The following is a 13,613-nucleotide window of genomic DNA, read 5'->3' on the forward strand; positions in this document are numbered from 1 at the left end:
TCACGGAAAAGTGGGGCGGGCAGAGATGTCATCGATCGGTCAGACGGCCATGCTCAGCGGAGATGAGGCCAGGGAGCGGGACGTCGCCGTCGTCGGCATGGCGTGCCGGCTTCCCGGCGGCATCTCGTCACCTGCGGAGTTCTGGAGTGCCTGCCTCTTGGGCAAGGACCTCGTGAGCGAGGTTCCGGCCGACCGGTGGGACATGGACGCGGTCTTCGACCCCGAACCGGGGGTCACGGGGCGGACGGTGAGCCGCTGGGGAGGTTTCGTTGACGACGTCGCCGGTTTTGACGCCGAGTTCTTCGGCATCGCGCCGCGTGAGGCGGTGTGGCTGGACCCGCAGCAGCGGTTTCTGCTCGAAGTCGGCTACGAGGCACTGGAGGATGCGGGGCTGCCGCTGCGACGAGTGGCGGGCAGTAACTCCGGCGTGTACGTGGGTGCCTGTTCGAGTGACTACTGGGCGCTGCAGAGCCAGGACGAACGCCGGTTCAGCTACTACGGCATGACCGGCTCGTGGGCACTCTCGGTGCTGTCGGGGAGACTGTCACACGCCTTCGACCTCAGAGGTCCCAGTCTCACCATCGACACTGCCTGTTCGTCAGCGCTCGCCGCCGTCGACGCGGCCGTCCGGCACGTTCGCTCAGGGGGGAGCCTGGCACTGGCCGCCGGCGTCAACCTCTGTCTCCTTCCGGATCCCAGCATCATCTATTCGGGCGGAAAGATGCTCTCCCGGGAGGGCCGGTGCAAGTTCGGTGACGCCAGTGCCGATGGTTTCGTCCGCAGCGACGCCGTGGGCGTCGTCATCCTCAAGCCCCTCTCGGACGCTCTCGCCGACGGGGACCGGATCAGGGCGGTGATCCGGGGCTCCGCGATCGGCTCCGACGGGCACGACGGCGGGCTGCTGGTGAGGCCGACGGTCAGCGGGCAGAGCCGGGTACTGGAGCAGGCTTACCAGGACGCGGATATCTCGCCCAGCGAAGTCGACTTCGTGGAGGCCCACGGGACCGGTACGCAAATCGGCGATCCGGTCGAGCTGGAGGCGCTCGCTGCCGTTCTGGGACCGGGGCGTGCGCAGGAACGGCGCCTCCTGGTGACCTCGGCCAAGACCAACCTCGGCCACAGCGAGGCGGCGGCAGGACTCGTCGGTCTCATCAAGACGGTGCTGTGCCTCGAGCACAACATCGTTCCCGGGAGCCTCCACTTCAACGAGCCCAATCCGGCTATCCCTTGGGACGAATTGCCGTTGAGGATCCCGCGGACCGCTACCTCCCTGCCGCACCGGCTCGGGCCCTCGCTCGGCGGAGTCAGCAGTTTCGGCATCTCCGGCACCAACGTGCACGTCGTCCTGGCCGGTGCCCCTCAGCCCGCGCCTCGCCCCGGGCCGCCCGCCCGCGCACAGCTGCTCACCCTTTCCGCCGCTGTGGAAGAGGCCCTGCCCGACCTGGCCAAGACCTGGGCCGCCTTCCTCGGACCCGCCGATCACCCGGGGGCAGGCGAAGACCGCCCCTCGCGTCCGCCGCGTTTCATCGACATCTGCCATAGCGCCGCCCGTCGGCGTACCACTCACCCCTACCGGCTCGCGCTGGTTGCCGAATCGGGAGAGGAAGCCGCCGCGGCGCTCCGGGAGCATCTTGCCGAAGACGGTCCGGCCACCTCCCTCATGCTTGGGGAAGCCAGGGACGTGCCACAGGTGGCGTTCGTCTTCCCCGGGCACGGCTCCCAGTGGGCGGGCATGGGGCGAGATCTCCTCGCTACCGAGTCTGCCTTCGCCGAGGCATTCGACACCTGTGACCGGGCGGTTCAGGCCGAGAGCGGCGTATCCCTGCGCTCACTGATCGAGGAAGACGATGAGAGCTGGCTGTCGCGAACCGAGATCGTGCAGCCGGCTCTCTGGGCCGTCCAGGTAGCGCTTTCCGCGCTGTGGCGGGCCTGGGGTGTTGAGCCCGACGTGGTGATCGGCCACAGCATGGGAGAAATCGCCGCCGCCTGCGTGGCGGGCGCGCTGAGCACGGCGGACGCGGCGGCTGTGATCTGCCGCCGCAGCCGACTGGCGACCCGGCTGGGCGGGCACGGCGGTATGGCCTGGACGGAACTGGCGGTCGACGTCGCGCGGCAGGAGATCGCCCCGTTCAACGGGTCCGTGGCCGTCGCCGCCTCCAACGGTCCGCGCTCGACCCTGTTGTCCGGCGAGACGCAGGCCATCAGGACCATCGTGGCCTCGCTGGAGGAACGCGGCGTGGCTGCCCGCCCGGTCAACGTGGCCTACGCCTCCCACTGCCCGCAGATCGACGAGATCACCGGTGACCTGCTGAAGGCCATCGAAGGCATCTCCCCGCGCGCCGCCGCCGTTCCCATCCGCTCGACTCTGCTGGGCGAGGTCATCGACGGCACCCGGATGGACGCCGCCTACTGGGCCCGCAACATCCGAGAACCGGTCGAGTTCAGCGGAGCGGTCCGCGACCAACTGGCCAGCGCCCACACGATCTTTGTCGAGATCAGCGCCCACCCGGTGCTGACCACGGCCATCCGTGAACACGGCGGCGCCCAGGCCTACGGTTCGCTACGGCGGCACGGGGACGCGCGTGCTGCGCTGCTGGAAACCCTGGGCGCGCTGTACGTCGCCGGTGTGGACGCCGACTGGGACGCGGTCACCGACGGCGGTGCCTACACTCCACTGCCGCACTACCCGTGGCAGCACGAGAACTTCTGGCTGCCGCCGGCCGATCAAACCGAGCCGGACCAAATTCCCGTGCCTCGCCATCCGCTCCTGGGAAACGAGGTGTCCCGTCCCCAGGCCGGCCTGCGGCGGTGGGAAGGGCGACTGGACCTGACCACCAACGCCTATCTGATCGACCATCAGGTACAAGGTGCCGCGATCGTGCCCGGGACCGCCTATCTGGAACTGATGGCCGTCGCAGCGGGCCGAATCCTCGGGCCCGCCACCCCGGTCGAGATCGACTCCCTCCGCGTACACAAGGCACTGTTCCTCTCGGACGTGGCCGACGTGGTCGACGTGCGGGTGAGCGCCCAACCCGACGGTGACGCGCTGCGCTTCGAAGTCCACGGCCGTACCGCGCCCACCGTCTCGTGGACGTTCCACGCCGAGGCGCGCGTCCGGGGGATCGCGGGCCCGGACGAGAGGGAACAACACGCGGTGGACCAGGCCCTGTCCCGGTGCCCGGACCGGATGGCCGGCGAGGAGTTCTACACCTACCGTGCCGCGCGCGGCAACCAGTGGCTCGGGGCCTTCAAGGCCATGGAGGAGGTGTGGCGCGGTGCAGGAGAAGCGGTCGGCCGGGCGCGCCTGCCCGAGCCCGTGCGCGCATCCCAGTCGGCGCACCGCTTTCATCCCGCGCTGCTCGACGCCTGCGCGCAGACCATCGTCGCCCTGCTGCCGGACACCGAGGAGAGCCAGGACGGAGCGTTCGTACTCAGCAGCATCGGTGCGTACCGGCTCTACAGGCAGCCCAAAGGCACTCTCTGGAGCCATGCCCGGCTCCTCTCCGAGCAACTGGACGACTCAGGATCGGGCAGTGTCCGCATCTACGACTCCGACGGCCTGGTCGCCGAGCTCGACGGGCTGAGGCTGCGCTATCTCATGAGGCGGGCACCGGCTCCCGTCGCGCTCCCCCGGACCAGCTCGAGTCCCGCAGTCAACGAAGGGCCGGCCGGGCAAGGGGATGCCGCTCCAGGTTCCGTCACCCCCCAGCCGCGCAGCAGCCCCCGTACGGCGTTCTCGGAGAGGGAGACCGCCGTGTCCATCGATCGGCCTTCCTCCGGTGCGCTCGAACCCGACGCCGAAAACTGGCTGTACACCGTCGACTGGGTCCGCAGCACACCCACCTCCGCTCCCCGCCCGACCGAGCACACCGCTCATCGATGGCTGATCCTTCGGGACAGCGGGTCTGTCGGCCGTAGCCTGATTGCGGAGCTGCGACGGCACGGCGATGAGGTGGCCGTGGTCACGGTCGCGGCTGCGTACCAGAAGAGCGATCAGCAGCACTTCCAGGTCGATCCGACGAGCCCGCAGGACTTGGCCACCGTCGTGTCCGATGTCTGCCAGAAGGGCAGCCGGCTGCACGGCATCGTGCATCTGTGGAGCCTGGACGCCACGCGAACCGACACTCCCACCGACAAGGAGCTGGAGCGCGCGGCGAACCTCTGCTGCACGAGCGTCGCGAACCTGGTGGCTGCCCTGGAGAAGGTACGGACAACCAAGCCGCCCCGGCTGTGGCTCGTCACCCGCGGTGCACAGCAGGCGGTTGCGACCGATACCGTGCGCGCCCTCTCACAGGCCCCCCTGTGGGGCTTGGGCCCTGCCCTTGCTGGCGAATCCCCGCGGCTTCGCACCACCGCGATCGATCTCGGCGAATACGACTTCGGCGGAGTCGAACTCGCCCGTGAACTCCTCGGTTCCGATGACGAGGACCGCATCGCCCTACGCGCCGGCGCCCGCTACGCAGCCAGGCTGCGACCGCTGGAGCTGCCGCGTCCCACGGTCCGTGAGGCCTTGCGGCTCAGCCAGAAGCGAACGGGAGTCCTCGACGAGCTGGCGTTCATACCCACGACGGCGCCGGTGCCGGGGCCGGGCCAGGTTCTCATTCGTGCCACGCACGCCGGCGTGACCTTCCGGGAGGTCCTGCTGGCGACCAATGCCTACGCCGGCACCGACCGACGGGCGGGCGCGTTGGGCGGAGAGTGCTCGGGAACAGTGGCCGCGGTCGGCCCGGACGTCCACCACGTCAAGGTGGGGGACGATGTCGTGGCCTTCGCGGAGGGAGCGCTGGCCACCCATGTGCTGGCCGCGGCGGAGCTGGTCGTGAAACGGCCCTCCGGGCTCACCCCGGCCGAGGCGGCGGCCATGCCGGTTTCCTTCGCCACCGCGTACCACGCCCTGCACACCCTTTGCGGGGTGACCGCGGGCGATCGCGTACTGGTCCACACGGCATCCGGCGGCACTGGGATGGCCGCGCTCCAGGTGGCGCGCTGGCTGGGCGCCCGCGTGTACGGCACGTGCAGCGGCGAGAAGCGCGACGCGCTCGGCAAGCTCGGTCTTCTGCCCGAGGAGATCGGTGATTCCCGATCGCTGAGCTTCGTCGGACAGTTCCGTGAGGCGACGGGCGGGCGGGGTTTCGACGTCATCCTCAACACCCTCACCGGCGAAGCCGTACAGGCCAACCTCAGCCTGCTGGCTCCTGGCGGACGGTACGTCGAACTCGCCAAACGAGACATCACCGACGGCACCCCGATAGCCATGTCCGCCCTCGCCGAGAACCGAAGCATCCACGGCGTGGACCTGGTCCCTCTCGGTCGTGATCACCACCCCGCGCTCGTCGAAGCGCTGCGGCAGACCTTCGACCTGTACGAACGAGGGATCTTCGAGCCCCTGCCGTGCAAGGTCTTCGCCGCGGACCAGGTCGTCGACGCCTTCCGCCACGTGGCGCGCGCCCGCCACATCGGCAAAGTCGTCATCGAACTGCCCAAGACAGCACCCCCGGCCATGACATCGCCGACGGTCTCCGGGCCCCAGCGGCTCAGCCAGGAACGAGCGGGAGTCCTGGACCATCTCACCTTCAGGCCCGCGGAGCCGCCGCCCTCCCCGGGACCCGGGCAGGTCCTGGTCCATGCCACCCACGCCGGTCTGGCCTTCCGGGACGTCCTGCTGGCGACCAACGCGTACCCCGGCACGGAGAGCCGTGCCCATGCACTGGGCGGAGAGTGCTCGGGAACAGTGGCCGCGGTCGGCCCGGACGTCCACCACGTCAAGGCCGGGGACGAGGTCGTGGCCATCGCGGAAAGCGCCTTGGCCACCCATGTGCTGGCCGCGGCGGAGCTGGTCATGAAACGGCCCTCCGGGCTCACCCCGGCCGAGGCGGCGGCCGTACCGCTGGTCTTCGCCACCGCGTACCACGCCCTGCACACCCTTTGCGGGGTCTCCGCGGGCAATCGCGTACTAGTGCACACAGCATCCGGCGGCACCGGAATGGCCGCGCTCCAGGTGGCCCGCCGGCTGGGCGCTCACGTCTACGGCACGTGCAGCGAGGCCAAGCGCGACGCACTCGCCGGCCTCGGCCTCCGCCCCAAGGAGATCGGGGACTCCCGATCGCTGAGCTTCGTCGGACAGTTCCGTGAGGCGACGGGCGGACAAGGCTTCGACGTCATCCTCAACACCCTCACCGGCGAAGCCGTACAGGCCAACCTCAGCCTGCTGGCTCCTGGCGGACGGTACGTCGAACTCGCCAAACGAGACATCACCGACGGCACCCCGATAGCCATGTCCGCCCTCGCCGAGAACCGAAGCATCCACGGCGTGGACCTCATCCCCCTCATCCGGGATCACCACCCCACGCTCGTCGAAGCGCTGCGGCAGACCTTCGACCTGTACGAACGAGGGATCTTCGAGCCCCTGCCGTGCAAGGTCTTCGCCGCGGACCAGGTCGTCGACGCCTTCCGCCACGTGGCGCGCGCCCGCCACATCGGCAAAGTCGTCATCGAACTGCCCAAGACAGTGCCCACGAAGACAACCCGGCCCGTGCCCTCCGTGGACGGTGCGCAAGCCACCTGCCTGGTGACCGGCGGGCTCGGAGGCATCGGAAGCCGCCTGGTCGAACATCTGGCCGGCCGCGGACCCAGCCACCTGCTCCTCCTGGGCCGCACTCCCCTGCCCGAGAACCCTGCCGCGCCGGGCCGGCAACTCCTGCATGACCTGCACGCCCGAGGCGTCAAGGCCGAGTACCACGCCCTGGACGTGGCCGACACCTCAGCCCTCACCACCCTCCTCGCCGCCCGGCGCCGTGCGGGCTCACCACCCGTCCGTGCGATGTACCACCTGGCCGGGGTTTTCGAGCACGGTGCCGTCACCGACCTGACGCCACACCGGCTCGGCGAGGTGCTGCGCCCTAAGGTGAACGGCGCGTTCGCGCTGCACCAGGCGCTGGCGGGCGAACCCATCGAGCGGTTCGTTCTCTTCTCGTCCGGGTCCTCCGTCCTCAGCTCACCCATGGGGGGTGCCTACGCGGCCGGCAATGCCTTCCTGGACGCACTGGCCCGTCATCGGCGCGCCCGCGGGTGGCCGGCCACCTTGGTCAACTGGGGGTACTGGGGCGACGTGGGCATGGTGGCCCGGGAGCGGGATACGGGCCGGGACCTGCGTCCTCGCGGCATGTCCTTCTTCACCCCTGAGGAAGGCCTCGCCCTGCTCGACACGCTGCTCGAGCGAGACGTCCCGGAAGCGGTCGTCCTCCGGGTCGACTGGCCTCTGTGGTCCGCGACATACCCGGCGGCGGCCGGTGTTCCGCTCCTACGAGACCTGGTCAACGGCGTGGCCGCGCCGGGAAGCGCTGAACCAGCGGACAGCGATACGGGGCGTTCGCCGCGGAGTCCGCGGCACCCGGACGCCGCGGAAGCCCGACTCGCTCCTGATCTCGCGCCCCCCGCGGCTCTTCCCACGCACGCGGCAGCCCGCCCGGAGCCGGCGGCGGAACACTCCCCGGCACACTCGACCCCCTCCACGGCAAAGCCTGCTCCTTCAAGCGCGGCAGGCCCGGTCGCCCAACGGGACGGTGCCCCTGCCGACGCCGTGGAGGAGGTGCTGGCCCAACAGGTTGCCCGTGTGCTCGGCACGCGCGCCAGTCGGGTCAAGCGCGACCGGCCGCTGACGGACTTGGGTATCGATTCACTCATGGCAGTGGAGCTCCGAACCCTGATCGAGCTCGAGTTCTCGGCCTCCATACGGGTCGTGGACATCCTCCGCGGCGCCACGCTGCGATCACTCGCAGACACCGTCCGCGCCACTGCCACGTCCGAAAGCCATACCGACGGGGAAGGGAAGGGTCGGCACCGGTGAAGACCGAGGACATCTGGATCGCGTCCATCGGCGCACAAGTGCCGCCCCCCATGAGCACTCGACAGGCCGTGGACGAAGGACTGTACGATCCGGAATCGCATGACTGGCACGGGTGGACGGGCGCGGCGGTCGCTGGCGACACCCCGGCCCCCGATCTGGCAATCGCCGCGGCTCGGCAGGCCCTGGAGCGCTGGCCGGGCGGGCACCTGGCGGATGTGGTGATGCACCTGCACGCCGGCGCATTCACCCAGGGGCCGTCCGCCTGGTCCAGCCAGCACTACGTACTCAACGCCCTCGGTGACTGCGCGGCGCCTTCGATCCGGATAAGCCAGGGCTGCACGGGCCTGCTGGCTGGACTCGAACTCGCCGCCGCCTACCTGGCGACCGCACCGGCACATGCCGCAGCACTCCTCACAGGATCCGACAACGTCGGAGTCCCAGGCATCAACCGCTGGTCGCTCGGCTTCCAGTACGGCCCGGTAGGTGACTCCGGCAGCGCCCTCGTGCTGTCCCGCAGCCCGGGCCTGGCCCGCCTCCTCGCCGTGGGGTCGGCTTCGCTGCCGGAAGCAGAGCGAGTAGCCCGCGGCGATGCCCCGATCTTCCCACCGAGCGTCGACACGGAGCCCGCCTCCGGCTTGCGCCGACGGCTGGAACAGCACCGCACAGCGGGCGAATCGTCTTCCCTGGCACTCCAGTTCAGCGAGATCCGTACGGAGACGGTGCTACGCACCCTGGCCGAGGCCAATCTTGCCCCCGGTGACATCTCCCGGGTCACCCACAACTTCATCGGCCACGAGCGCTACCTCAAGTCCGTGCTCGCCCCCATCGGTCTGTCCGTCCGGCAAGGCGTGCTCGACTACGGAAGGAGCGTCGGGCACCTGACGGTCAACGAACAAGTCATCGGGCTGGAACACCTCTTGGTGACGGATCAGGTGCACCCGGGCGACCATGTGCTGCTCCTCGGATTCTCCGGCCCCACGTCGACGACCTGCTCTGTCGTGCGCATCGAACGGAGCCTGCCATGACGGACCAGCAGTCCAGCCACAACGCCGACGGTCTCTACGGCCGGCTGATCCGGCTACTCGGCCGGCGGTACCACCTGGAGACGGCGCAGCTCACCCCCGACGCCACCTTCGCCGACCTGGGGCTCGACTCTCTCGCAGTCGAAGAGCTCCTGTTCATCATGCCGGATGTCTTCGGCATCACGACCGACGAGATTCCGGAACGAGGCATGACGCTCGGGCAGCTCGCCGAATGGCTCCGGGAAAGGGGAGCCCGATCATGACAGTCATCCATCTGCTGTCGGGCGCTACAGGGTTCATAGGCGGCGCGGTGGTTCTGGAACTCCTTCGAGATCCGGAGAGCGAGGTGTACGTGCTCGTGCGGGGCCAGGATCCGGCACACGCCCGACGCCGCCTGTGCAACGCACTGACCGCGGCCGCCACGGCCTACGACGCAACCCCCCTGTGGAAGAGCGGTGAACACCGCGTCCACCCGGTGCACGGCGATGTCGAGGCCGCTCTGTGGGGCCTCGATCTCCCCAGAGCACTGCCAGGAGGCGTCCGCTACATCTGGCACTGCGCGGCCACCCTGCACTACGAGCTGCACCGCGCCGAACGGATCGACTCCGTCAACCACCACGGGGCCCGCCATGCGATCGACCTGGCCCGCAGGCTCGGCGCCCAGCTCAACCACATGAGCACCGCCTACATCGCACCCAGCCGCGACGACGGTGTGCTCGTGGAGCAGCCCGCCGTCGAACAGACCGCGGCGCCGCCAACCCCGTACCACCACGCCAAGATCCGCGCCGAACGAGCGGTGGTGGAAAGCGAGATCGTCTGGCGGATCCTGCGGCCCTCGTTCGTCGTCGGTCACGCCGCCACTCACGCCGCAACGCATCACGCCGGCTATTACGCCATGGCCCGCCGCCTGACCATCGCAGCCCGCCGGCACCTCGTTCCCGAAGGCGCCCGGGCGATCCTCCCCGTACCGCCGGACGCCACCATCAACCTCGTTCCCGTCGACACCGTCGCCCGCGCCGCGGTCGCGGTCGGCACGCTCGGAGAGACCGGAACGGTCTACCACCTCGCCAACGCCGAGCCTCCGACGTCCCGCAGCGTCCTCGAAGCACTCTTCGCCTGGACCGATCTGCCACGTCCCGAGTTCGGCCCCCCGGGGGAAGCGAGGCTGCCCGGTCCCGCCAGCGCGCTACAGCGGTACCTTCCCTTCTTCAGGGTGAACCAACTGGACCTGGACCACACCCGACGCGTGACCGGATCCAGTGCCATGGCGACCCCCCTGGCCGCCGCCGATCTGCTGGCCTACCTCGACTGCTACAAGGCGACCCTCCAAGCAGTCTGAGCACGACCCGGCCGACGCGGGCGCCGCGCCTTCCGAAAGGGGTCCGAGGCTCGTTCCCGCCGAACCCACCCGATGTGGCCGAACCCACCCCACGTGGCCGCACCCACCGCTGACCGGCTCCGAGCTTCCCTACCCAAGGAGTGCCGAATTGACCAGGCAATTGCCCGTGCTCGTCGCCAGGGGAGCCGACCGTTCATGAGCGTCTCCTTGTCCACGAAGCTGATCCGCGGCGCCGCGCGTGTGCTCGGCCGGGGTCCGCTCGACCCCAGGACACCGCTGCGGATCCAGCGGCTGTCTGCCGAACTGGCCGGATATCTGCTGCGACCACCGCGCGGCATCACAGTCAGGCCCGAAGCCATCGGCGGAGTCCCGGGCGAATGGATCAAACCCACGACGGCGGGAACCGGCTCCGCGACGATTCTCTATCTGCACGGCGGCGGGTACGTCCTCGGCTCGCCCCGTGCGTATCGGGGCCTGGTCGGTCACCTCGCCCGGAGTGCGAAGGTCCGCGCCTTCGTTCCCCACTACCGGCGGGCTCCCGAGCATCCGTTCCCCGCGGCCGTGAACGACGCGGTCGCCGCCTACCGAGGTCTGCTGGCGCAGGGAGTCGCCGCCGACCGGATCGCCGTGGTCGGCGATTCGGCCGGCGCGGCCCTGGCCCTGACTCTGGCATCACGGCTCAGAGACGGTGCGGAGCCGCTGCCGGCCGTCATCGCGATGGTGTGCCCCTGGCTCGACCTGACGGCCGACGGCCCGGCGCACCGCCCGCCCTCCCCCGCGGAACCGCTCATCAGTCCGGCGAAGCTGGAACACTGGGCAGCCCTCTACGCGCGGGGCCATGCCGATGACCCCGCTGCCTCACCGCTGTACGGCCGGCTCGGTGACTTGCCCCAGATCATCCTGCACTCGGCCGGTGACGATCCGCTGGCCGCCGACGCCGACCGCCTTGAACAGGCGGCCCGCGAGCAGGGCGCGCGCCTGGACCACATCCGCCACCCGGGACTGTGGCACGCCTTCCACGTCTTCGCCCCCGTGATGCGCGAGGCAGCCCGGGCCGTGGACGAGCTGGGGACACGACTACGAGCCGCCCTCCTCCCGCAGCCCCAGATCGCGATCGTGGGTGCCGGGATCTCGGGCCTGTGCATGGCTGCGACGCTGCGACGGGCGGGAATCGACACCTTCACGGTGTATGAGAAGGCAGCCGACCTGGGGGGAGTGTGGCGGGACAACACCTATCCCGGCTTGCGGTGCGACATCCAGTCCCGCGTCTACTGCTACTCCTTCGCCCCCAATCCCTCCTGGAGCAAGCTCTATTCACCGCAGGAGGAGATCCTCGAATACCTCAGGCGAGTGGCCGGTGATGCGGGCCTGCACCCGCACATCCGGTTCAACACCGAGATCACCGAGACGGTCTGGAATGGACGCCAGTGGTGCCTCCGGGCCGCCGGCGACCCGATCGAGCACCATGCGGACGTACTCATCGCGGCGAGCGGATACCTGCGTCAGCCGTCCGTCCCCGCCATCGCCGGGCTGGAGACATTCGGTGGCGCCACGTTTCACTCCTCCGAGTGGGACCACACCGTGCCGGTCGAGGGCCGGCGGGTCGCAGTCATCGGAACCGGTGCGAGCGGAGTGCAGATCACCTCCGCACTGGCCGGTGTGGCGGGGCGCCTCCTGGTGTTCCAGCGCACCCCACAATGGCTCTTGCCCATGCCCGACCTCCCCTACCGCAGGTGGACCAAGAGCATGTACCGGCGCTGGCCGAAGCTCCAGAAGATCCCGTTCCGGTTCTACGGAGCGATCATGGAGAGGTTCTTCGCGGCCGCTCTGGTCCGGCCGGGATGGCAACGCCGGACGATCACCGAGCTCTGCCGGCTGCACCTGCGGTTCGCGGTCAAGGAACCTGAGCTCCGTCGGCAGCTCACTCCTGACGACGCCCCCATGTGCAAACGACTGGTCACCTCCAGCACGTTCTACCAAGCGCTCGGACGCGAGGACGTGTCTCTGGTCAGCTCCGGAATCGACCACGTGGAGCCTCGTGGGATCGTCACGAGCGACGGAACCCTCCACGACGCGGACGTGATCGTGTTGGCCACGGGCTTCGACGCACACACCTACATGCGCCCCATGAAGCTCTCGGGGGAAGGCGGCCGCACACTCGACCGGGCATGGTCGCAGGGACCGTACGCCTACCGCACCACCGCTCTGCCCGGCTTCCCGAACTTCTTCATGATCTGCGGGCCGCACAGCCCGATCGGCAGCCAGGTCGTGCCACGCATCGCCGAGACCCAAGCCGCCTACATCGTCCGCTGGATCGAGATCCTCCAGGAAGAGCGCGTAGCGAGTCTCTCTCCGACCGAGGCGGCCACCGCGAGGTTCAACCACGATCTGCGGAACGCCCTGAACTCCGGCAACACGGTGTGGACCAGCGGATGCCACAGCTACTACCTCGACACGAACGACCTGCCCGAACTCTGGCCATGGCCGCCGAGCAAACATCGAAAGATGCTGCAGGAACCCGCCCGCGGCGACTTCGTGCTGAGGATGAACCACCCCGACTCGGACAAGGGGCCCTGACCCAAAGCCCCACCGTCGGCCCCCTCCCTCCGCACCGACCTGCACCCCCACCACCAACGAGACCCGATGCCTCGACTGCCCCGGCCGACGCGATCGAGGTGCACGTCCGCGGGGGCTACAGCGCAGGAGTTCCTGAATCCGCTGGTCAAGCCCGTCCTGGCGCCAGAGCCCGAAGTAGTAGAACACCGCCGACCAGGCCGGCAGGTCATGCGGCAGCATGCGCCACTGACAGCCCGTCCGGTTCTGATAGAAGATCGCGTTCACGACCTCCCTCAGATCACAGGACCCGGAATCCCCGGTCGCCGACCGCGCCACCCGGTCCAGTTTCCAAGCCGTGATCACCGGCTCGATCAACGCCCACTGCCCGTCCGATAAGTCGCTGAGGTACGGCTCTCTCTTCACGCCCCGCATCTCAGCATGGACATGCCCATCAAGCAGCCCGGACGACGATCAGTACCCCGATCGAGCGATCACGAAAGAACAGAAGCCGGACTTAACGCCCACTCAGATGTCCGTCAAAGCGGATCAAGCCCAGCACCGGGCGGTGGCCACTCGCTACGACAAGCGCCGTTACGTCTACCTCGGCACCGCCACCGCCGCAGCCCTCACCATCTGGCTCCGAACATGATCGACCGGACAAGTCCTAGCTGGCAAGACACGACAGATTCTGACGATCATCCAGCTGTACAGACGACGCGCTGGTTGGCCAGCCGCCGTCTCGTATCGGGCCCTGTGGGCCCTTCAATAGGGGAGGAATCTTTTCATGCACCGCATCGCCAAGGTGGCTGTCCTCGTGACAGCCGCCGTCGCTTTCAGCGCCCCCGTCGCG

The 13,613-nt window shown here is 69.2% G+C and carries 6 protein-coding genes and 1 pseudogene; 6 read left to right on the forward strand and 1 reads right to left on the reverse strand.

The window, feature by feature from the left end; all coding sequences use genetic code 11:
• Positions 1–49: 49 nt before the first annotated feature.
• The 5 genes from OG299_RS01385 to OG299_RS01405 all read left to right on the forward strand — a co-directional run bounded on the left by OG299_RS01385 (position 50) and on the right by OG299_RS01405 (position 12,784).
• Positions 50–7,846 (forward strand): SDR family NAD(P)-dependent oxidoreductase, encoded by a 7,797-nt coding sequence (locus OG299_RS01385; RefSeq protein WP_327364430.1) that lies wholly within the window; start codon positions 50–52, stop codon positions 7,844–7,846.
• Positions 7,843–8,871, forward strand: a complete 1,029-nt coding sequence (locus OG299_RS01390) for a 3-oxoacyl-[acyl-carrier-protein] synthase III C-terminal domain-containing protein (protein ID WP_327360107.1) — start codon at positions 7,843–7,845, stop codon at positions 8,869–8,871. The genes OG299_RS01385 and OG299_RS01390 overlap by 4 nt, the downstream gene beginning before the upstream one ends.
• Positions 8,868–9,131: a phosphopantetheine-binding protein gene (locus OG299_RS01395; protein WP_327360108.1), complete on the forward strand. Its 264-nt coding sequence runs from the start codon at positions 8,868–8,870 to the stop codon at positions 9,129–9,131. The genes OG299_RS01390 and OG299_RS01395 overlap by 4 nt, the downstream gene beginning before the upstream one ends.
• Positions 9,128–10,207: an SDR family oxidoreductase gene (locus OG299_RS01400; protein ID WP_327360109.1), complete on the forward strand. Its 1,080-nt coding sequence runs from the start codon at positions 9,128–9,130 to the stop codon at positions 10,205–10,207. The genes OG299_RS01395 and OG299_RS01400 overlap by 4 nt, the downstream gene beginning before the upstream one ends.
• Before the next feature lie 195 nt (positions 10,208–10,402).
• Positions 10,403–12,784 carry an alpha/beta hydrolase fold domain-containing protein gene (locus OG299_RS01405; protein WP_327360110.1) on the forward strand — a complete coding sequence of 794 codons (2,382 nt, stop codon included), beginning with the start codon at positions 10,403–10,405 and terminating at the stop codon, positions 12,782–12,784.
• 81 nt (positions 12,785–12,865) lie between these two features.
• Here the strand turns inward: OG299_RS01405 and OG299_RS01410 are convergent.
• Positions 12,866–13,186 (reverse strand): annotated as a pseudogene (locus tag OG299_RS01410) (transposase); the annotation flags it as partial.
• Between OG299_RS01410 and OG299_RS01415 the strand changes: the two are divergent.
• The gene (locus OG299_RS01415; protein WP_327360111.1) at positions 13,119–13,412 is read left to right on the forward strand and encodes a hypothetical protein; all 294 of its coding nucleotides are present in this window, start codon (positions 13,119–13,121) and stop codon (positions 13,410–13,412) included. The pseudogene OG299_RS01410 and the gene OG299_RS01415 sit on opposite strands and share 68 nt — an antisense overlap.
• The last annotated feature ends 201 nt before the right edge of the window (positions 13,413–13,613 follow it).

The organism is Streptomyces sp. NBC_01296 (assembly GCF_035984415.1).
Taxonomy (GTDB): domain Bacteria; phylum Actinomycetota; class Actinomycetes; order Streptomycetales; family Streptomycetaceae; genus Streptomyces.

What these genes read in the sequence shown, in the direction of transcription:
- OG299_RS01385 (WP_327364430.1), top strand. Translation starts at nt 50, where the DNA reads ATGCTCAGCGGAGATGAGGCCAGGGAGCGGGACGTCGCCGTCGTCGGC.
- OG299_RS01395 (WP_327360108.1), top strand. Translation starts at nt 8,868, where the DNA reads ATGACGGACCAGCAGTCCAGCCACAACGCCGACGGTCTCTACGGCCGG.
- OG299_RS01400 (WP_327360109.1), top strand. Translation starts at nt 9,128, where the DNA reads ATGACAGTCATCCATCTGCTGTCGGGCGCTACAGGGTTCATAGGCGGC.
- OG299_RS01405 (WP_327360110.1), top strand. Translation starts at nt 10,403, where the DNA reads ATGAGCGTCTCCTTGTCCACGAAGCTGATCCGCGGCGCCGCGCGTGTG.